Here is a 21,849-nt window from a genome sequence, read left to right as displayed (position 1 = left end):
CCTGCGGATACATATCTTCACCACATCGTTCACAGGAAAACCTAGGCGGAACAATCGAATCTCCTACATCCATGATATCAAATCTTCTTACCACAGAATCGGGAATATTTTCTGTTTGAGCACAGCCTACACAAACATACTGTACATAGCTAATTCGCTTATGTCCAACTGTGTTTTTCTTCTTTTTCTTTTTTCGATGTTTGCTTACTGGCGAAATAATCAATCACCCTCTTTAAATAATTTCGCGTATTTTGGCATAAAGCTACTTTTATTTTCCATTCTCTGCTTTCTAGGCAGACTTCCCCCTTGTATTCATAAAATGATTCACATTTTGGACAAAGAAGAGGATCTTTTTTTCCACTCGCGATAACTCGTTCCCTCCACGTCTGACGACGTAGTGTTTTTTTCACTTTTATTATCCAACGTCTGGCTTTCTTTTGCCATTCATTTAATAGTTTTTTACATAATGTTTTAATTCGACGTGCATACATGCCATAATGACGAATCATTTTGAATTGCTCATCTGGAATATGACGAATTAATCGAGAAATAAACTCTTCTACAGATATCGTTTCTACTTTTTTCCTCCCATCTAATTTGTCCGTATATGTAAAAGAAACAGATTGCCCATCATATTCCTCGATCCGGTTCAACCCAATAGCAGGTCGACGAATATAGCGGCCAATATACCGAAGTTGTTTTTTTACGTTTCCTTTCTGTTTCGGAGCATGTACATAGAAGCCTTTCCCATTATCAGAAAATGCTTTTTGAAGTTTCGATTGAATTGGCTTTTTTTCTGCCACCGTGAGCTCTTTTCGAATCAGTTTTAACACGATGGTTTGCCACTGTTTCCGAAGCATCTCAAACGGAAGAAAATCATACCCTTTCCACTCTCCAATCTTTGTCATCCCACCCATTGTAACAAGTATATGAACATGCGGATTAAAATTAATTCTAGTGCCGAAGGTGTGAAGACCTACGATAATACCGGGTGTTACCTTAATTTTCTTTTGAAAATAATCCACCAACAGCCTGGCGGCCTCATCCATAAAAATCTTTAATAAATGGCGGTGCAAAAGAAAAATATCTCGAAGTCCTTCATCTACGGTAAAAATAACATGACGATGATTCACCTGAAGTACGTCTTCTGAAAGAAGTCTACTCCATTCTTCACTTTCTCCTACAGAACAAGTTGTACAAAATCGTCCTTTACAACGATAAGGAACTTTTCGAACATGATGACACCCTTCACATACAAACAATTTAAATCCATTTTCAGGGTCTCCACACCCTCTAAATTTTTCAATTTCTTTCAAAACAACTGGACGGATCCTCGCTCCATATTTATCTTTAAATCGTTCCCAATGATTATGTTCATCAAAGAAAATACGTTTTAATATATTTGCTTCCATAACTAAAAAATATCACAATCTAGCGCATTATGGAAATTCCAAATATTGTTCAAAATCCCTTACATAACAAGCTTTCCAAGGAAGCAATTCGTGCTTAAAAACTTATACTTTCTTATCTTTTAAAAAAACAGGCCAAATACATGTTTCCGATTCGAAAACATGAAAAGAAAATACTCCAATCAGAGAAAGAATCTATGCCAAATAGAGAAATTCTCTTATGAAGTCGTGTTATTCCAAGGAACCGTTCTAGTTTCTATGACTTGGTTTATCGCTTGTAAGACCGATTGTTTTTGTTTTTTCATGGTACTCATAAAGCTTCGTATCTGACAAAAAGATTCTGCGCCTTTCTTACTTCGGAAAGTCCCAGACACTTTCTGTTTTACTTTCGTCATCCGAATATCCCGTTCTGCTTGATTGTTATCAAATGGAATGGCTGGATGTTCTAAAAACGCTAGAATTCTGTCAGAATACTTGACGAAGCGATTCCATAAATTTTGAGAAGGCGTCTGCTTTCCTTTCTTCTTTTGTTTCGTGGAAAGAATCTGTTGTTCTTTCAATATGGATTGATACATAATAAACAGATTCTTTTGCGTCGCTTTTGGCATGGTACCTTCGGATTGCTTTTTCATCGTCAACGCTTGCGTTAGAAATTTCTGCATCTGTTGTGCCCATTGTTCTCCAGTACTATCTATAATTCCTTGTAAATCTCGTAAGAGATGGGCATTACATAAAACGTGACGACAATCTGTATACGCATCATACGATTTCCAACCATCATGCATCGCAATTCCAGAAAAAGATGGCAAGATTTCTCCAGCATCCATTGCTTCTTTTCCACGTTTTTGATGAATATGTTGCAATGTCACCTCCGGTGTACTGGCAGTATGTAACCATTGTGTTTTGTTTTCTACACGCATACCAGTTTCATCAAAATGGACAACAGGAGACTGCAGAATCTTTTCCTTTACTTCTTTTATGAATGGCTGCAATTGAGAAGCGAAAGCCTGTGTATGATTTACCAGGGTTCCTTCGCTTATAGAATGTCCAAAACAATCCTGAAAGAATTCTTTTGTTCGCTTCAAAGAAATGCATTGATAATGCGTTAAATAGGGAATCAGTCTTTTTATATTTGGACCATATTGAACAGGACGAGATACTGTCGAAGGAAATTGGGCTTCTTGGATAGAATGGCAATGTGGGCATTCTTTCTGTTCTACTTTATGTTCTGTCACTTCGATCTGAATAGGTGGTAAGTCATACACTTGGCGAATGCGATACCCTTTTACAGGCTCGTGGTTCAAGGAAGTATGACAACAAGTACAATATGTAGGAGAATGTGTAATCGTATGATCTGGAGTCGCTGTCAAACCAAGAGTATGTCCCTTGTGGCCCAACTGGCCACCCGTTTGACGATGAGACGGTTTGCGCAAACTTTTTGTAACGGGCTTACCCAAACCATCTGTAGAAGGTGGCTTATGACTATTTTTGGAGTTTTTTTTTGAAGCATTTTCTAGTTCTTGTATACGTTTTTCTAACTTAGAAAATGTTTCTTCAAATAAAGAAATAACAGCTTCAGGTCCTTTTTTATATGTATCTAAAATAATTTTTCGATCGACCATAAGATTCACCTCCCCTGTTTGATATACTCAGTATTTACAAATGGGAGGCATATGAAACTAGTAAAATTTAAAAAAGACACCGAAAGGTGGCTGAGTAGTTACCCTACATCAATGCTACAAACAGGAAATGAAGTTTTGACGATATTATAGTAAGGAGTGTTGCCTATGGAATATTCTACTTTTGGCAAGCATATAATAGTAGATTTATGGGGAGTAGATTTTTCTCTACTAGATGATACGCACTTTTTAGAATATCATTTAGTTACAGCTGCAGATTGCTCTGGTGCCCATGTTTTAAACGTAAGTAAAAAAGAATTCCAGCCATATGGTGTTACTGTATTAGTGTTATTATCAGAAAGCCATCTTTCCATTCACACTTACCCGGAACAAAATTTTGCAGCTATTGACTGTTATACTTGCGGTACAACCGTTGAACCACAAATTGCGATTGATTATATCGTAAATATATTAAAACCGGAGCGGATGCATATAAAAAGATTAATTCGTGGTATAGGAGAAATTGTTACTGCCGATTAATTATAACTCTTACTCATCCGGAAAAAGGAGGATTGTAAATACCATCAGTGGGATGAACATTCCACTGATGGTACAGGCATATACATAAAGTGAAACTTTAATTAGTGGGGGCTTTGTTCATCTCCCACTAATTATTAGTTGAACCAATCGGGCCTTTACGGACAGTTAAGCTCCCTCCTAACTTCCTTGCTCCAGCCACATTTTGAGGTGGGAGTTTTACTGCCCGTTAATGCGGGATAAAAAAACCTTGCATAAGCAAGGTTCATTCATCCACCGACATCTTCCTATATAACTCTACAAACTCACTTGCTAATTCTTTCACTGTAATTGCATTCATTAAATGATCTTGCGCGTGTACCATTAAAAGAGTAACTTCGGTCTTTTCGCCACCAGCCTCTTTCTGTATAAGCTCCGTTTGTACACGGTGCGCCTCTTTTAATTCCTCTAGCGCTTCTTGTAATTTAGCTTCTGCTTCTGTAAACTCCCCACGCTTCGCACAATCAATTGCTTCCATTGAACAACTTCTCGCGTTTCCTCCATGCAAAATTAAATGAAAAGCTTTCGTCTCTATCGTATCCATTTTACTTCTTCACTCCCCCTTTTCTTCTGCTACTTTTTGTTTATCCCATATTTTTAAGAACGGTAAATAAATGAAGAATGCAAGCGCAAAGTTGACGAGTTGTAAAACAACACCTGAAATTTTCCCACCCGATCCTAAATATCCACTGAAAAGAATAGGTGTCGTCCAAGGTACAGCCGCCCCACTCGGACGTGCGACCCATCCCCATTCCATTGCAAAGTAAGAAACAATTGTTAACACAACTGGAACCAATATAAATGGAATTAATAAAATTGGGTTCATTACAATTGGCATACCAAAAGTTACCATCTCATTAATATTAAATATACCAGGCGCGATTGACAATCTCCCTAAACTTTTTAATTGTTGACTTCGTGCAAATAGTAACATTCCGACAACTAGAGCCAGCGTTGCACCAGAACCGCCCATATAAATCCATAAGTCAAAAAACTGTGCCGTAATGGTATTTGGTACATCTTGCCCAGCTTGAAAAGCAACTCGATTTTGATCCATTAACGACAACCAAACAGGGCTCATTACACCACCAACAATAGTAGCACCATGAATTCCACACGACCAAAGAACATGAACGAGAATAACTGCTATTATTGCGCCCCAAAGACTAGCACCAAGTACACTAAGTGGTTCCTGTAAAATTTGTCCTACAATATTATGGATACTGCCAAAAGAAGTATTTTCTATAATTAAGCGTAAAATCCAAATAACTGTTACAACAATAAAACCTGGAACAAGTGCCGCAAATGAACGCGTGACAGCTGGTGGAACTGTCTCTGGCATCTTTATAATTATCTTTTTTTGTACAATAAACCGATAAAGTTCAGTAGATATAAGTGCAATAATCATTGCTACAAATAACCCTTGGCTTCCCATTAATGCAGCTGGGATAGCGCCTTCTACAAGTACACTCTCTTTTGTACTTGGTATAATATATGCAACTTGAAATGGAGTCGCAAGTAAAAACGTCACAAGCGACAATGCCCCGGATGCTAAAGCATCCACTTTATAATACTCTCCAAGCCTGTAAGCGATTCCAAAAACAGCTATTAAAGCCATTATATTAAAAGTTGCACTAACTGGATACCCTAAAGCTCTCTGCCAATTCTCACCAAACAAACCTGCCATAAACTCGTTATATCCCGGTATCGGCAGTGCACTAATAATGAGGAAAAACGATCCAATAATTAAGAAAGGCATCGTTAAAATAATTCCATCTCGAATTGCTTGTAAATGCCTCTGCTCTGCAACCTTCCCTGCCACCGGCATCACATACTTCTCTAAAAACCGTATCATCTATCCCACTCTCCTCATGGTTTCATTGACAAAGCTGCTTGCAAGATAGCTTCTCCATTACAAAGTCCGTAATGGACGGATTGAATAACATCAACAGGTACCCCTTTCTCCTTACATAATTCTTTCATTTTCGGTAATAAATAACGTACTTGCGGTCCAAGTAAAAGGACATCAGCTTTATCAATATGACTATTCACTTCAGAACCTGATACTGCCCAGATTTTCACTTCTATCCCTCTTGCCTCTGCTGCTTTCTCCATCTTTGTAACAATCAAACTGGAAGACATTCCCGCTGCACAGCAAAGCAAAATATTCATTCCGCTTCCCTCCCCCTTTTTCTAAACCTAAGTTATGGTGCATCCCTTGCCACCACTAGGTTACAAATATATATGTCTAGATTTCCTGCTGTATGCCGAGCTTAAAAACAAAAATTTCTTGGTTTTCACGCTATTCCATTTATCCGTATTCTCCTAGTAAAGAGGACTCTAACTCGCTATAATGATTCAGTATGATTTTTTAATTGATAGGAGGATATATTTATGAAGGCATATCGCTTTCCACTTATTTTATTATCTTCTATCCTAATTGGTGGTTTCATTGGTTATTTCATGGGTGCCGATGCAGTTGCTTTAAAGCCGCTTGGTGATATTTTCTTAAACTTAATGTTTACGATTGTTGTACCTCTAGTGTTCTTTAGCATCGCATCGTCTATTGCTAATATGGATGGATTAAAACGTTTCGGTAAAATTATGTCTAGTATGGCTGGGACTTTCTTATTTACAAGTATTTTAGCTGCTATTTTTATGATTATTGTCGTGAAAGTATTCCCGCCAGCACAAGGTGTTGTACTAGAACTAACACAACCTGACAAAGCCGGCAAAGCTGTTAGTGTTGCAGATCAAATCGTCGGTATTTTAACAGTATCTGACTTCTCTAAGTTACTATCTCGTGAAAATATGTTAGCTCTTATTTTCTTCTCTATCTTAATGGGGATTGCAACTTCAGCAGTTGGCGAAAAAGGAAAGCCATTCGCTACATTCCTACAAGCTGGTGCAGAAATTTCAATGAAAGTTGTATCTTTCATTATGTACTACGCTCCAATCGGACTTGCTGCTTACTTCGCAGCATTAGTTGGTGAATTCGGACCACAACTTCTTGGAACTTACTTCCGAGCAGCAATGGTATACTATCCAGCTTCTCTTATCTACTTCTTTGTATTCTTCACGTTCTATGCATACCTTGCAGGTCGCAAACAAGGTGTACAAGTATTTTGGAAGAACATGGTCTCTCCTACAGTTACATCACTTGCAACTTGTAGTAGTGCCGCAAGTATTCCAGCGAACTTAGAAGCAACGAAGAAAATGGGTATTTCTTCAGACGTTCGTGAAACAGTTGTCCTTCTTGGATCTACACTTCATAAAGATGGATCTGTTTTAGGCGGCGTATTAAAAATTGCTTTCTTATTCGGTATTTTCAACATGGAATTCGAAGGACCGAAAACATTAGCAATCGCACTTGTTGTTTCTTTATTAGTAGGAACAGTAATGGGTGCTATTCCAGGCGGTGGTATGATTGGTGAAATGTTAATCGTATCTCTATACGGTTTCCCGCCAGAAGCATTGCCAATTATTGCAGCAATTAGTACAATCATTGATCCACCTGCAACGATGTTAAACGTAACAGCAGATAACGCTTGTGCGGTAATGACAGCTCGCCTTGTAGAAGGTAAGAATTGGATCAAAAACAAATTTGCTTAATAGATAGAAAGAGGATGCTCGTTTAGAGCATCCTCTTTTTGTCGTTATTTGTTGATAAGTTGATATCTCCTCTCGCCACAAATTTGTTACAATCTTCACAAATATTCCACATCCATTATCCATTCTCCGTACTATAATCATGTATGGAAAAGGAGATGGAAATAATGACTCAAAGCGCACCAGAATTTAAAGTTTTGCAAAGCATTGCATTTCTCGCTGTTGTTTTGCAAAGTTCCTTATTATATACAATGAATCAAGGAAATGTCTTACTTGAGCAATCTCTCATTATGGGCATGCTATTCAACCTTGCAAAATTCTCAGCACCAGCATTCATATTTATCGTTGGATTTCACTTAATTCGGCACTATACGAAGCAATTAGTATATAAAGAATATATTTCTGAAAAAGCGACACACTTACTCATTCCTTATTTCTTTTGGTCTATTCTTTACCTATTAACAACAAACGATCTTATTACGTTACAAAGTGGAATAAAAAGTTTATTACTCGGAACAGCCGCGCCCCATCTTTGGTACGTTATTATGATGTTCCAAATTCACTTATTGTTCCCTTTACTATGCACACTTTTTTATTGGTTTCAAAAACGAACAGAAAATAAAAAAGACATATATAAATATATGACCTTTTTCGCGTGCCTATATTTTCTATTAATGTGGTTCTCTTCTCACTATATTTTTAATGGAGAAAAATTAACAAGTTCAACAATTTTACATTATACAGATCGATCATTTCTATTCTACTCATTCTATTTCGTTATGGGTGGCATTGCCGCTGTAGCACTAAAAACTTGGCGTCTATTCGTCATGAAACATATCCCGCTTATAACAATATTATTTTTCATCTTATTTTTATTCATCAATTATGAGTTGTTTAGTTTTCACGGAGCAAACTCTATTCATTTAACTGTTTCTACCTATTTAAAACCATCTATGTTTTTATATATCGTATGCGAAATTATCATACTGTATATGTTATCTATTATGATAGTACAGCGTCGTGGTTTCTTATATAAAACGTTACGTTTCATTGGAAATTACACGTATGGTGCTTATTTAGCTCACTTATTCTTCTTGCAACTATGCACAAAGTTTCTTTCTTTATTCACACTGCAAGAAAATACTATATTATATAGCCTATTACTATTTGTGTTAACGGCTATTATCTCTATTTCAACAATGGTCATTTGTAGCACAATACCATTTCATACTTGGATTACAGGGCCTTCTCCTACAACAAAGATGAAATGGACGAAGGTTGTATTCCGAAAAAATCATAAAAAACTATTCAAGCCATATATTTGATATAATGATACGCATATAAAAAGAAAGCGAGAGACACCTATGATTAATCAAGTTGGACAAATTATGCTATATGTAAATAACCAAGACGAAACATTACAATTTTGGACAGAAAAAGTAGGGTTCCAAATCATTGCGGAAGAGAATAACGGAAACGAATTCCGCTGGATTGAAATTGCACCGGCGAAAGAAGCAGGAACAAGCATCGTCCTTCACGATAAAGCGTTAATCGCGAAGATGCAACCTGAATTAAACTTAGGTACTCCTTCACTTATGTTCTTCTCTAATAACTTAGATCAACTGTATAAAGATCTTTCAGAGAAAAATGTCACAGTTGGACAAGTTGTAGATTTACCTACTGGTAGAGCATTCAACTTTGCTGATAATGAAAATAATTACTTTGCAGTAATGGAACGTAAATAAAAAATAAGCTATCCGAAAAAATCGGATAGCTTATTTCATTTTAAGAAACTTGTTCTGCATTCGTTTCTTTATGCTGTATATGGCTCGTGATCCAAGCAATTCCACCGGCAACAACGAGATAACATAACAATATTAAAATTTGCATTTGTAATTGCGACCAATCTCCTAAAGAGATAACATCTTGTAATCCTCTAAGAGAATGGGACATTGGGAGAAACTGTCCAATTTTGCTAAGCACAGCTATGTTTAATTCTCCTGGGAAAGTACCTCCACTCGTCGCTAATTGCAGGACAAGAAGCGTTACCGCTAAGAACTTTCCAACAAGACCAAATACTGTTACTAACATAAGAATAAATGTCATGAACGTAAAGGAAATAACAATACTTGATAAAACAAAAAGTGGCACACTGGCAACTTCTAGTTTCATAACACCTAGCACAACTACATCTACGAGTAGCGCTTGAATAAGTCCAATTAAATATACCAATCCTAATTTATTAATAAAATGTACCGTTCCGCTTACCTTCATATTTTGTCTGCGGCCAAGAGGTAAAATATTCGATGCCATAATTCCGCCAACATAAAATGCAAGTGATAAGAAATATGGTGCAATGCCTGAACCGTAGTTAGGAACGTCAGAAACTGTTGACTTCACTAACTGAACTGGCTCTGAGAACATCGTATTGCGTGCATCATCATTACGGACATCCGCTATCTTCTCTGCGCCCTCTCCCAATTTCGTAGAAAGTTCTTTCGCACCATCATCAAGTTTAGCAAGTCCATTTGTTAATTTACTAGCACCGTTATTCAGCTCCGTTCCACCACTCGCAAGCTGATTTACACCTTCTTGTACTGTTGTAAATCCATTTCCCCACTTCGTAAATCCATCAGCTAAATTCGATGCACCATCTGCTACCTTTTTCGTTCCAGCAGTAGCTTCATTTAACTTAACTCCGAATGTATTCATGCCTTCTTCAATCTTATGTTGACCCTCAGTAAGCTTCTTCGCTCCTTGTGTCAATTGTTGTTGGCTATTATTTAAAGTACTTGTTGCTTTAGCTAGTCCATTAGACGTAGCAACAATTTTTTGAAAAGCGGGATCTTGCTGCACTTCTGGATGATTTTTCACGTACTCTTCTAATTGTTGTTTTACACTATTAGCTGCACCATCCGCTTTTACTTGGCCTTCAGCAAGCTTCTCACTTCCACTCACCCATTCATTTGTACCAGCACTTAATTCACTAACTCCTGATTGTAACGTTTTTTCACCTTGTGCTAATAACTCCATACCACTATGAAGTGATGTCACTCCTTGACTCAGCTCATTTGCCCCCCCGGTTAAAGCAGATTGACTGGATGCAAGCTTTTCACTTCCCTCTTTCAATTTCGATGTCCCATCACTTAAACGATCAATACCATCCGCAAGCTGATTCGCTCCATTTTTTGCATCGGTCGTTCCTTCATGTAACTTCTCAGCCCCATTACTTGCATCACTCAATCCTTGTGCCAAATCTTGAAACTTTGAAAAGACACCCTCTGTATAAGATTTCGTAATACTATTTGAGATTTTTGTTTTCATATTTTCAACAGCTGTCGTTCCAATTTGAGCTGCTACAAAGTTTTTACCTGGATTTACTTTGTACTGTAACTTTGCTGGCTCTGGTTTCTCATCCATAAGTGTACTTACCTTTTTAGAGAAATTCTCTGGAATCGTAACAACCATATAATATTTATCTTCTTTTAACCCTTCATCAGCATTTTTTTCTGATACGAAATGAAAAGCCAGTTCCTTATTCTCTTTTAAATTTTTAACAAAATCGTCTCCTGCATGAATTGTTTTTTCATCCATCACAGCACCCTTATCTAAATTCACAACTGCAACAGGTAATTTATCTAATTTTCCGTACGGATCCCAATATCCAGCCAAGAAGAATCCTGAATAAATTAACGGAACGATTAATAAAAAAATTAAAGCGATACGTCCATGTTTATGGTGCCACATCGCTTTCCAATCTTTAAATATAAGTTGAATTCCTTTCATGAAACATACTCCTTCTCCTAATTTCACACCATTACAATGGTTTAACAGATTTACTATACACGTCACTTTCCATACTGTATAATACATCTTTAATTATCAATTCATTCCTTTTGGTCTATAGAAAGGAGATTCGAAATGGAACTGCTCCAGTTAAAATACTTTCAGACAGTTGCACGACTAGAACATATGACAAAGGCAGCTGAAGAATTGCATATCGCGCAACCTTCACTCAGCAAAACAATCGCTAGACTCGAAAAGGATTTAGGCGTCCCTTTATTTGATCGCCAAGGCCGACAGATTACTTTAAATTCTTTCGGAAAGGTATTTTTAAAACGGGTAGAACGTATTTTTCATGAATTAAGTGAAGGGGAACGAGAAATTAAAGATTTAGCCGAATTACAACAAGGCTCTATTACAATGGCCGTTTCTATTCCAAGAATATTACCAGAACTACTAGGTTCTTTTTTACGAGAACATCCTAATGTTCGATTCCAGCAATTTCTTGCGTCTACTCCTTCTATGAAACGACAACTGGAAAATATGGAAATTGACTTTTGTCTTTCCTCTGTACCAGTTGAAGGAGAAGAAATTGTTTGGGAACCACTTATTACAGAAGAAATTTTCTTAGTCGTTCCTTCAGGCCATCGGTTATCAAACCGCGAAAGTATCCACCTGCATGAAGTAAAAGACGAACCGTTTATTAGTATGAATACTGGCTATGGATTTCGGCACTTAACGGATGAATTTTGTAAAGAAGCTGGTTTCACTCCGCATATTGCTTTTGAAGTAGATGAACCGACAGTGATTAGCGACCTCATTAAGCAAGGTCTCGGCATCGCTTTTGTTCCAAATTTAACTTTATTAAAAAACTCTACTTTAGCAGCAAACAAGTTGCGTATTATTGAACCCGCTTGTAAGCGAACCATCGGATTAAGTTGGTCAAAAAAGCGATACTTATCAAAAACAGCTCAGCAATTCCGTGAATTCGTGATTGACTACTTCTCTAATATTAGGACGCAAAATTATATCAACCAATAAAAGGTGCCACCCTCATATGGTGGCACCTTTTATTGGTCACTCTTTTTTAATTCCATTTCAGCTAAAAGTGGTAGTACATTATCAAAAATATGCGTATTATTATTTTCACCTGTTACATATCCACCATAATATCTACTAAATACGTTGTCATTTCGGAATGTGGACATATGATCATACAATTCCTTCGCAAACTTTGTATCACCTGTTTGTAGTACGTACAAAATCGTTAGTCCATACGCGGCTGGCGATTCATAATTCACAGTTTGTTTTCCCGTTTCTAAATTGTAACGACCGTATAGCTTTCCATCCTCCTGGAATCTCTTCTTTATAAATTCCAAATAAGCAGCTGATGAAAGACCACCTAAACTTCGATGATATGCAACGTATGATTGGTCAATAAGATTCACTTCTTTATCGTACTTAAATGTACCATCTTCTTTATATTCTTTTGGGAATGCCCAGCCATGCCTTGGATAATCCGCTAAAAATTGAACAATTTCCTGATATTGCTGAGCAGAAACTTTACCGTACTTCTTCATATAAGAGAATGCACGCGGATTTATGTATGATGTTGTTACAAAATTATTTTGTTTCCCTGCATCTGCATCATAATAATCAACATAATAATTATCTTTTTTATTATAACGAAGTACAGCATCACTTAATTGATCGGCAAGGTTTTTATAACGCTCTTCCTTATACATTTCATAAGCACGATATAATTGTTCTATAATACGAAGATCATCTATAAGTGCATTTGTAGCTGACTGCCTCTCTCCCTTTTCAGAGAGTTTCCATAAAACGATATGATTCTTATATACGAAATTATCTTGAATAACCTTTACTTGCTCATCAAATAACGCCTGGTCATCTTTATCAAGTGTATATTGTAACCATAATCCCGCCGATTCTGATAAAGCTTCACGTCCCTTCGCTTCACCCGTACCTGCCTTAGTATCTACTAAACGATACGTGGCAAGCGTTCCATTTTCATTCACCATATGTCTTAAAATAAAATTTTCTGTACGGTTTCCTTGTAAAGCTGACCAAAATACAATTCCACCTAAAGCGATTAAGAAGATAACTCCAATCCCTATATATAAACGTTTCCGCAATCTTTTCACCTCCCTAGTAAGGCTAACCTTAATTTTATCAGAACATACATAAATTTAAAAAAGACAATCTATTAGATTGTCTCCCCCATTTCTATCCCCCACAAACCTCTTTAGAAGGTTTATATAGCGATTGTACAAGTCGATCATATTCACGACGTGTAATTTCTTTATTATATAGCTTCAATAATAAATCTCTATGCTCTTTTGAAAATGCCATCTTTTTAATGACTTCAGGATACATAAAACACCCTCTCCATTTCACATAAACTTCTTTTTCGAAAAACAGAACTTATGTTCGCATAAAAGATTATAAAAGATTCCTGCGCAAAAAACAAACAAAATATAAGCAACTACTTATTTCTTTCTATTCAAAATATTACAACATTATATTATTATATTCACTTTTTAAATACATATATATTTTTGGTAGTTTTTTTGAATAAATCTTCCAATTAAATCAGAAAATAATGGCAAAAAAGAAGAGGAGTTTACATATGGATACGGTAACATTAGCAAGAGCATTTTTTGGTTCTTCATTAGCATTCCACATTATCTTTGCAACACTTGGCGTTGGACTTTCATTGATGATTTTTATAAGCGAAATACTCTATCACTGGAAGAAAGACTCCGACTATGCCATTATGGCGAAAAGATGGACAAAGGCGTTTGCTATTCTTCTCGGTGTAGCAATTCCAACTGGAACAATTGTCGGTGTGCAAATCTCACTTCTTTGGCCTGGTTTTGCCAAAATTGTTGGGCAAGTTATTTCTGTTCCCTTCCAAATTGAGATTTTTGCCTTCTTTTTGGAGGCTTTATTCATGTCGATTTACGTATATGCAGCCGATAAACTTCCTCCATTTATGAGATTAATCTCGCTATTTTTCGTCATGCTTGGTGCCACGGCATCCGCCGTTCTTATTACATCAGCAAATACATGGATGAATACACCAGCAGGATTTTCAATGAATCCAGATGGATCTGTTTTTAACGTTGATCCTTGGAAAGCTTTCTTTAATCCGAGTTTTGGCACAAGTGCATTCCATGTCGTTATTACGGCTTATGCAACTGGTGCGGCTGTCATTGCTTCTATCGCTGGATTTAAATTATTGAAGAAAAATTTAAGTACACGTGAAATTGCTTATCATAAAAAGGGGCTACTATTAGGGCTTGTCGTGACATTTATTACAGGCGCTACGATGTGGCTTTCAGGGCACGAATCGGCAATCGCCCTACATAAACACTCACCTGAAAAACTTGCATCTGCTGAAGCTTTATTTAAAACGACATCACACGCACCGCTATCCATTGGCGGGATTGTGGATCCTAATACGCTTGAACTAAACTATGCACTTGAAATTCCAAACATGCTTAGCTTATTAGTGGGACTAGACCCTAGCACTGTCGTAAAAGGTCTAAATGAATTCCCACAAGAAACATGGCCACCATTTTATACACATACACTGTTCAACTTAATGGTCGGCACTGCTGCGTTTACCTTTGCAGTTGCAGCAATTGCTCTCTTATATTGGTACTTTGTTTACCGAAAAAAGGGGACAGAACTACCGAAGTGGCTACTTTGGGGGGCTGCCGCATGCGGACCAATTATGATGCTCGGTATTGAATTCGGATGGATTTTCAGTTGTAGCGGTCGTCAGCCATGGACAATTTATGGTATGCAACGTACAGTCGATGCTTCTACTCGCGCTGATTTCGTCGGTCCTTTATTTGTTTTATTCATCATTTTATATATTGGACTCGCTATTTTAACAGTCTTTGTTCTACGGACATTCTTTAGAAGACATCCATTAAAGAATGATTTACAACACCAAGGAGGCGATTCTCGTGCATGAGGAAAGTATTGCAATCATCATCTTATGGGCCCTTATTTTCGTATACAGTATATTAGGGTCCATCGATTTTGGAGCTGGTTTTTGGGGTATGGTATACGCAAAACATCCAACGCTCGCTGCCAAACTTGCCAATCGGTACTTATCACCAACTTGGGAAGTAACAAATACGTTTCTCGTTTTCGTCGTTGTCGCATTTCTCGGCTTCTTTCCGAAAGCGGCCTTTACTCTTGCAACCGTTATGTTCGTACCAGTTATGTTAATTTTAGTACTCGTTGCAGTACGTAGTACATTTATGGTATTTGCTTACTCCTTGCCAAAATATCAGTACCTTCTTCGGGTTATTTCAGGTATTACTGGTCTCTTAATTCCAGCACTATTAATTACCGTTTTACCCGTTACAGAGGGAGCGTATATTACAATGTCTGAAGGAAGAGAAGTACTCCTGTATGGAAAACTTCTTTCTAGCCCGGTTATCTATTGTTATATGCTCTTCGGACTAACGTCTGAACTATTTCTCTCCTCTCTCTTTCTTGCTGATTTTGCGAGAGAGCAAGGTTCAGAAGATGCATACAAACTTTATAGAAGGAATGCCATCATACTTGGCCCTGCAACACTTGTTACGGCGATTATCGCTCTCGTTGTAATGGATCCAGAAACACATTGGCTTATGCAAGGATTAATAAAGCAATTCCCATGGTTTACAGTTTCTATTGTTCTATTCGTTATCGGATACTCGTCCCTTTGGTGGACAAACAAGAAGTATAACACACTAGGATTCCCTCGCATTGCTGTTTTAGCTGTCGTCGCTCAATATGCATTTGCAAGCTATGCTTACGGGGTCGCGCATTTACCGTATATTATTTACCCTGACGTAACTGTATTTACAAGCTTTACAACGAAAGAAACGTTCTATGCACTGCTCATTCTATACGCAATTGGGATTGCAATTTTATTACCAGGATTTATTTTCTTCTGGAATTTATTCTTGAAGGATCGTACTTTTTTGAAGGAAAAATAATATAGCCTTGGAGTCTGTTCCAAAAGGTATTTTGGGATAGACTCCTCTTGTTATATTTTGTCGTTAAGTCGATATATTTTAAAAATTTCTGATATAAATCTCATTTCCTACCTTACTGCCCAATCGATTTATAGACTCCTATCACAATAGTTATTTCACTACTAGTGACACTTGTCCTTTAGCATGAAAAACACATATTCGCTTCATCTCGTTATACGTCTAGTTCTTCTTATTTTTTGCTGAATATACTACCAATATAAACTTGAGACAAGCTACATCTGTTTAAGGGAAAATAGAAAGGTAGGCAAAATATGAGCATTGAAATATGGATTACTATTATTGTATTCTTCTTAACAATGATTGTTATCTTTTGGCGGCCTCGAGGTTTAAATGAGGCGTGGCCAGCAGCAATCGGTGCTGGCATTATCCTAATTACTGGACTTGTGTCAAAACCAGACGTCATAGATATTGTTAGTAAAATAGGAGGAGCCTCCATAACAATATTAGCGACTATTGTTATGGCAGTTATATTAGAAAGCTTCGGCTTCTTCCATTGGTCCGCAGCGAAACTAGCAAATTTAGCAAAAGGGTCCGGTCACCGTTTATACTGGTATATTCAATTACTATGTTTTCTTATGACTCTTTTATTTAATAACGACGGCAGTATTTTAATTACAACTCCAATTTTAATTCTTCTTCTAAAAAACCTTCAATTAAAACCACATCAACAAATTCCTTATTTATTAAGTGGCGCTTTAATCGCTACTGCGTCTAGTGCACCAATTGGTGTAAGTAATATCGTAAACTTAATTGCATTAAATATCGTTAATATGACTCTTTATATGCATACTGCTATGATGTTTGTACCTGCAACATTAGGCTTATTATTTATGTCATGGCTCATGTATACAGTTTTGAAGAAAAAACTTCCGAAAAAATTACCTGTTTCTTCATATGATATTGAAGAAATTTTTTTCACGAAAAACTTCCATCCACTAAAAGGAAATAATTCTGTTGATACGAAACAAAAACGGACAAGATTCATGTTAAAAGTATTAGGTTTTGTCTTCCTTATGCGCTGTCTTCTATTCGTTGCATCCTTCTTATCCATACCAATTGAAATCGTTGCGGTACTCGGTTCACTCGTTCTTCTCATTTGGAGATGGTACTACTTACGAACAAATCCTGTCGACATTTTGAAAAAGACACCGTGGCACATTTTAATTTTCGCCTTCTCTATGTACGTCATTATTTACGGACTCCACAACGCAGGATTAACAGCTGCACTTGTACAATGGCTCGAGCCAGTTGTGAATCAGCATCTACTCTATGCTAGCTTTGCGATGGGCGGACTTGTATCCATCCTCTCTAACGTCTTCAATAACCATCCTGCCCTTATGATTGGTACGATCACATTAACAGAAATGGGACTAGATCCAGTCACATTAAAAACAATCTATCTCGCAAACATCATTGGTAGTGACATCGGTTCACTATTACTACCAATTGGTACGCTAGCTTCACTCATTTGGATGTATATTCTGAAACAAAACAAAATTAAAGTAAAATGGAAAGACTATTTAAGTGTATCCCTTATCGTTATCCCGCTCACAACAGTCGTCACACTATTCCTCTTATTCTACTGGGTACACCTCTTCTTTGCCTTATAAAGTGAAACTTTAATCAGTGGGGGTTTTGTTCATCCCCCACTGATTATTAGCCCTAACCAATCGGGCTTTTACGGGCAGCCCGACCCCGACCTAACTTCTTTGCTTCCGCTGAATTTTGAGGTGGGGGTCTTACTGCCCACAAATAGCGGGATAAACAACAGAATCCCCATTTGCTACCGTCTTAGCAAATGGGGATTCTTCTATAATAAAGTTAGGTACTACAGTGTGATCAATCAAGTAAAGAGGTGTAACGTGTTATTGATATAAATGACTACCAGCTTCTTTAAATTCTTCTGCTTTCTCTTTCATTCCTTTTTCAATTGCTTCTGTCGTTTCTAAATCATTTTCTTTTGCATATTCACGAATATCATGTGAAATTCTCATACTACAAAACTTCGGTCCACACATTGAACAGAAGTGAGCTGTCTTTGCCCCTTCTGCAGGCAACGTTTCATCGTGATATTCCATCGCACGTTCAGGATCTAAAGATAGATTAAATTGATCGCGCCAACGGAATTCGAAGCGTGCTTTTGAAAGTGCATCATCACGCTGATGAGCCGTTTTATGTCCTTTCGCAAGATCAGCCGCATGCGCTGCAATTTTGTACGTAATAACACCCGTGCGTACATCATCTTTATTCGGTAAACCTAAATGTTCTTTCGGCGTTACATAACAAAGCATCGCCGTTCCAAACCAACCGATCATCGCAGCTCCAATCGCCGATGTAATATGGTCATAACCTGGTGCAATATCTGTCGTTAGTGGCCCAAGTGTGTAAAACGGCGCGCCCTGACAAATATCAAGCTCTTTCTCCATATTTTCTTTAATTAAGTGCATCGGTACGTGTCCAGGTCCTTCGATCATAACTTGCACATCATGTTTCCAAGCAATTTTGGTTAATTCACCAAGTGTTTCAAGCTCAGAAAACTGTGCTTCATCATTTGCATCTGCAATAGACCCTGGACGTAATCCATCTCCAAGAGAGAACGAAACATCGTACTGTTTCATAATTTCACAAATCTCTTCAAAATGAGTATATAGGAAGTTTTCTTTATGATGGAATAAACACCACTGCGCCATAATCGAACCACCGCGTGAAACGATACCTGTCGTACGCTTTGCCGTGATTGGAATGTAACGAAGCAATACACCAGCGTGAATCGTAAAGTAATCAACGCCTTGCTCCGCCTGCTCAATTAACGTATCACGATATACTTCCCACGTTAAATCTTCTGCAATTCCGTTTACTTTTTCCAGCGCTTGATAGATTGGTACAGTTCCAACTGGTACAGGCGCGTTACGAATAATCCACTCACGCGTCGTATGAATATTTTTACCTGTAGATAAATCCATAATCGTATCTGCACCCCAGCGAGTAGCCCACGTCATCTTCTCTACTTCTTCTGCAATAGAAGAAGATACAGCAGAGTTTCCGATATTTGCATTGACCTTCACATGGAAGTTACGCCCGATAATCATCGGTTCAGCTTCTGGATGATTAATATTCGCTGGTAAAATAGCACGGCCTTCTGCGATTTCCTTACGAACAAACTCCGGCTCTACCCCTTCACGAATCGCAACGTATTCCATCTCAGACGTAATAATGCCATTACGCGCATAGTGCATTTGCGTAACATTTGCACCTTGCTTTGCTCTAAGCGGCTTACGATCCATTTGCGGGAAAACAGGTGTATGTTTCGAAGCCACTTTCACACCGTCATCCTCTGGTTTTACTTCACGCCCTTCGTATGCTTCTACATCACCACGCCCCATAATCCAGGAGTGGCGCGGCGTTGGAATGCCTTTTTCCAGCTCGACCTTATACGCAGGATCTGTATAAGGACCGCTCGTATCATACACACGGATTGGTGGATTTGGGACGCCATTCGTTTCGCTTTGTTCAATCTCACGCATCGGCACTTTCATACCTTCTCGTGGTCCATCCACATATACTTTCTTACTCCCTGGTAAACTCGATTTCAATTCAATTTGCTCAGCTGAAACAGATTGTTTCATAAATTTTGTTGCCCCCCTGTTCGTGACAAGGACAAGATATGGCCAGCGCATGCCAAAATAAAAAGAGCCAGGTCCATAAAAAAATAAGGACCTGGCTCATAAAGACATCATTATGTAAAGCCGTTAACTTCCCTACGCTGGTACGAGCCAGATCAGGTCCAAAGGGTTAAGAAGTTCACGCGCTTCTCTCTCAGCCTACGCATACGTTAGGCACCCCTAGTTTATCACTGATTTAATTTTCAATACTTTCCCATCATACACTATAATCTGAAAAATTCAAAGTTTATTTCTTTTGTTTTTTATGGAATCATCCACGTTAAATAATATGCCTGTACATACGTCATAATACCAACAATAATTACGAAGAATAAACTATGCTTCACTGTAAAACGGAACAAATCCGATTCTTTTCCAGCAAGACCAACTGCTGCACAAGCGATGGCAATCGACTGCGGGGAAATCATTTTACCTGTTACACCGCCTGTTGTATTTGCTGCAACGAGAAGCACTTCAGATACGCCGACTTGCTGCGCTGTAATGGCTTGTAAATTTGAGAACAGTGCATTCGCAGACGTATCAGACCCTGTTAGGAATACGCCAATCCAGCCTAAGAATGGTGAGAAGAACGGGAATAGTCCGCCTGTTCCAGCTAATGCTAACGCTAACGTAGAAGATAGGCCAGAATAGTTTGCGATAAATGCAAACCCTAGTACAAATCCGATAGATAGAATTGGCATTTTTAATTCGTTTAACGTTTCTTTAAATGTCACTACTGCATCTTTTACATTCATTTTCAAAATAAACATGGAAATGATACAAGCAATTAAAATCGCTGTTCCAGTTGCCGATAATACATCAAACTTTAGAATTGCCTCGTAAGGCGTTGGTTTATTTACAATTGGCTCTGCTTTCATTACTAGATTATGCAGACCTGGAATTTCAAACTTAAATACAAGACTTTCTAAAGCCCCTCCTGGAGCAAATAATGCCTTAAAGAAATTTTGGCTCCAAATGACTACCATAACCGTTAATACGATAAATGGGGACCATGCCTTCACTACTTTTCCAAACGTTAATTTCGGCATCGATGCTGCTGTCGTTGTTGCTGCTACCTCATTATTTGCTTGCCCGGATTGATAAATTTCTTTCGGCTGCCAAACTTTTAAGAACAGTGCTAAACTCACTAAACTTACAAGTGCTGACGTAATATCCGGAAGTTCCGGTCCTAAGAACGTCGCTGTAATGAACTGCGTAATCGCAAATGAACTACCTGCTACAAGTAACGCAGGCCACGTTTGTCTTACCCCTTTAAATCCATCCATTAAAAATACGATAAAGAATGGAACAAATAATGATAGGAACGGTAATTGATGCCCAGCCATTTGTCCAATTTTATGTGGATCAATACCTGTTACTTGTCCAGCAACTGTAATCGGAATTCCCATCGCTCCGAACGCCACTGGTGCAGTATTTGCAATTAAACAAAGACCTGCTGCGTATAAAGGATTTAACCCAAGACCAGCAAGAAGCGCTGCTGTAATCGCTACTGGCGCTCCAAACCCTGCCGCTCCTTCTAAAAATGCTCCGAATGAAAATCCAATTAAAATAACGAGTAAACGATGATCGTTCGTAATCGATAATACCGATGCACGAATCACATCGAATTGACCTGTTTTTACAGAAATTTTATATAAAAATACCGACATAATGATAATCCAAGCAATTGGCCATAACCCGTACAAAAAACCGTACCCGGTTGCTGCCATTGCCATCGTGAACGGCATTTTATAAGCGAATAATGCTACTAAAACTGTAAGTACAACTGTAATAAATCCTGCCACATACCCCTTCATGCGAAAAACCGCCAAAGCTAAGAAAAAAAAGATAATCGGAATAAGTGCTACTGCTGCTGAAATCCAAATATTACCGAACGGATCATAAACTTGTGTCCATGTGTTCATTGTCCTCTCCCCCTAAAGAATCCCCTTTTAAATAAATACAATCTTATCAATAGACTATCAGGTCATCATACCTTTAAGCCTAAAAATAAAAAACGTTTAAGAAAACGTTTTCAACAACTTCCATTTATACTGTACCATAACAATTTCCATTAAAAAAGATTTTTTTGAAAATTTTATCATTT

At 37.8% G+C, this 21,849-nt stretch carries 18 protein-coding genes and 1 riboswitch; of the genes, 8 read left to right on the top strand and 10 right to left on the bottom strand.

The annotated features are described in order from the left end of the window. Positions 1-158: 158 nt before the first annotated feature. Together MHI28_RS19655 and tnpC are read right to left on the bottom strand one after the other, a co-directional pair. Positions 159-1,412 (bottom strand): IS91 family transposase, encoded by a 1,254-nt coding sequence (locus tag MHI28_RS19655; protein ID WP_100910182.1) that lies wholly within the window; start codon positions 1,410-1,412, stop codon positions 159-161. A gap of 215 nt (positions 1,413-1,627) precedes the next feature. Further along, positions 1,628-3,031: an IS66 family transposase gene (gene tnpC / locus MHI28_RS19650; RefSeq protein ID WP_100910632.1), complete on the bottom strand. Its 1,404-nt coding sequence runs from the start codon at positions 3,029-3,031 to the stop codon at positions 1,628-1,630. A gap of 165 nt (positions 3,032-3,196) precedes the next feature. Here tnpC and speD point away from each other — a divergent pair, with 165 nt between their 5' ends. Next, positions 3,197-3,568, top strand: a complete 372-nt coding sequence (gene speD, locus MHI28_RS19645) for an adenosylmethionine decarboxylase (protein WP_000456838.1) — start codon at positions 3,197-3,199, stop codon at positions 3,566-3,568. A gap of 262 nt (positions 3,569-3,830) precedes the next feature. Here the strand turns inward: speD and MHI28_RS19640 are convergent, their stop codons facing one another. From MHI28_RS19640 to MHI28_RS19630, 3 genes are read right to left on the bottom strand one after another with little or no spacing between them, the layout of a single operon-like run. Further along, a complete protein-coding gene (locus tag MHI28_RS19640; protein ID WP_000379645.1) occupies positions 3,831-4,148 on the bottom strand; it encodes a PTS lactose/cellobiose transporter subunit IIA in 318 nt (105 codons plus the stop codon). Between the two features lie 9 nt (positions 4,149-4,157). After that, complete coding sequence (gene celB / locus MHI28_RS19635) at positions 4,158-5,459, bottom strand: PTS cellobiose transporter subunit IIC (RefSeq protein WP_000617788.1); 1,302 nt, start codon at positions 5,457-5,459, stop codon at positions 4,158-4,160. Between the two features lie 14 nt (positions 5,460-5,473). Continuing rightward, complete coding sequence (locus tag MHI28_RS19630; protein ID WP_001023546.1) at positions 5,474-5,776, bottom strand: PTS sugar transporter subunit IIB; 303 nt, start codon at positions 5,774-5,776, stop codon at positions 5,474-5,476. Between the two features lie 222 nt (positions 5,777-5,998). Between MHI28_RS19630 and MHI28_RS19625 the strand changes: the two genes are divergently transcribed. The 3 genes from MHI28_RS19625 (at position 5,999) to MHI28_RS19615 (ending at position 8,958) form a co-directional block, all read left to right on the top strand. Then, positions 5,999-7,216, top strand: coding sequence for a dicarboxylate/amino acid:cation symporter (locus tag MHI28_RS19625; RefSeq protein ID WP_000649376.1), 1,218 nt, complete (start codon positions 5,999-6,001; stop codon positions 7,214-7,216). A 164-nt stretch (positions 7,217-7,380) separates the two neighbouring features. Further along, a complete protein-coding gene (locus MHI28_RS19620; protein ID WP_000194338.1) occupies positions 7,381-8,538 on the top strand; it encodes an acyltransferase in 1,158 nt (385 codons plus the stop codon). A 39-nt stretch (positions 8,539-8,577) separates the two neighbouring features. Further along, positions 8,578-8,958, top strand: coding sequence for a VOC family protein (locus MHI28_RS19615; RefSeq protein ID WP_000610154.1), 381 nt, complete (start codon positions 8,578-8,580; stop codon positions 8,956-8,958). Positions 8,959-8,998: 40 nt separating this feature from the next. Here MHI28_RS19615 and MHI28_RS19610 read toward each other — a convergent pair whose 3' ends face one another. Continuing rightward, positions 8,999-10,999: a YhgE/Pip domain-containing protein gene (locus MHI28_RS19610; protein WP_000676321.1), complete on the bottom strand. Its 2,001-nt coding sequence runs from the start codon at positions 10,997-10,999 to the stop codon at positions 8,999-9,001. A 135-nt stretch (positions 11,000-11,134) separates the two neighbouring features. Between MHI28_RS19610 and MHI28_RS19605 the strand changes: the two genes are divergently transcribed. Continuing rightward, the gene (locus MHI28_RS19605) at positions 11,135-12,037 is read left to right on the top strand and encodes a LysR family transcriptional regulator (protein ID WP_000421919.1); all 903 of its coding nucleotides are present in this window, start codon (positions 11,135-11,137) and stop codon (positions 12,035-12,037) included. A gap of 29 nt (positions 12,038-12,066) precedes the next feature. Here the strand turns inward: MHI28_RS19605 and MHI28_RS19600 are convergent, their stop codons facing one another. Then, positions 12,067-13,152: a hypothetical protein gene (locus MHI28_RS19600; protein ID WP_001231674.1), complete on the bottom strand. Its 1,086-nt coding sequence runs from the start codon at positions 13,150-13,152 to the stop codon at positions 12,067-12,069. A 91-nt stretch (positions 13,153-13,243) separates the two neighbouring features. Further along, positions 13,244-13,393, bottom strand: a complete 150-nt coding sequence (locus tag MHI28_RS19595) for a hypothetical protein (RefSeq protein WP_000283180.1) — start codon at positions 13,391-13,393, stop codon at positions 13,244-13,246. 253 nt (positions 13,394-13,646) lie between these two features. Between MHI28_RS19595 and cydA the strand changes: the two genes are divergently transcribed. The 3 genes from cydA (at position 13,647) to MHI28_RS19580 (ending at position 17,690) form a co-directional block, all read left to right on the top strand. Further along, positions 13,647-15,002 (top strand): cytochrome ubiquinol oxidase subunit I, encoded by a 1,356-nt coding sequence (gene cydA, locus MHI28_RS19590; RefSeq protein ID WP_000381988.1) that lies wholly within the window; start codon positions 13,647-13,649, stop codon positions 15,000-15,002. Further along, positions 14,995-16,020, top strand: coding sequence for a cytochrome d ubiquinol oxidase subunit II (locus MHI28_RS19585; RefSeq protein ID WP_000544189.1), 1,026 nt, complete (start codon positions 14,995-14,997; stop codon positions 16,018-16,020). The genes cydA and MHI28_RS19585 overlap by 8 nt, the downstream gene beginning before the upstream one ends. 311 nt (positions 16,021-16,331) lie before the next feature. Beyond that, positions 16,332-17,690 carry an arsenic transporter gene (locus MHI28_RS19580; protein ID WP_000021125.1) on the top strand — a complete coding sequence of 453 codons (1,359 nt, stop codon included), beginning with the start codon at positions 16,332-16,334 and terminating at the stop codon, positions 17,688-17,690. A gap of 255 nt (positions 17,691-17,945) precedes the next feature. Here the strand turns inward: MHI28_RS19580 and thiC are convergent, their stop codons facing one another. Together thiC and lldP are read right to left on the bottom strand one after the other, a co-directional pair. Further along, positions 17,946-19,706 carry a phosphomethylpyrimidine synthase ThiC gene (gene thiC / locus MHI28_RS19575; protein ID WP_000814477.1) on the bottom strand — a complete coding sequence of 587 codons (1,761 nt, stop codon included), beginning with the start codon at positions 19,704-19,706 and terminating at the stop codon, positions 17,946-17,948. 112 nt (positions 19,707-19,818) lie between these two features. Continuing rightward, a riboswitch (TPP riboswitch) is annotated at positions 19,819-19,934 on the bottom strand. A gap of 71 nt (positions 19,935-20,005) precedes the next feature. Then, positions 20,006-21,667 (bottom strand): L-lactate permease, encoded by a 1,662-nt coding sequence (lldP, locus tag MHI28_RS19570; protein WP_001099345.1) that lies wholly within the window; start codon positions 21,665-21,667, stop codon positions 20,006-20,008. Positions 21,668-21,849: the final 182 nt, after the last annotated feature.

The organism is Bacillus sp. FSL K6-0268 (assembly GCF_038005425.1).
GTDB lineage: Bacteria > Bacillota > Bacilli > Bacillales > Bacillaceae_G > Bacillus_A > Bacillus_A thuringiensis_S.
This window is presented reverse-complemented; position numbering and strand designations above follow the sequence as displayed.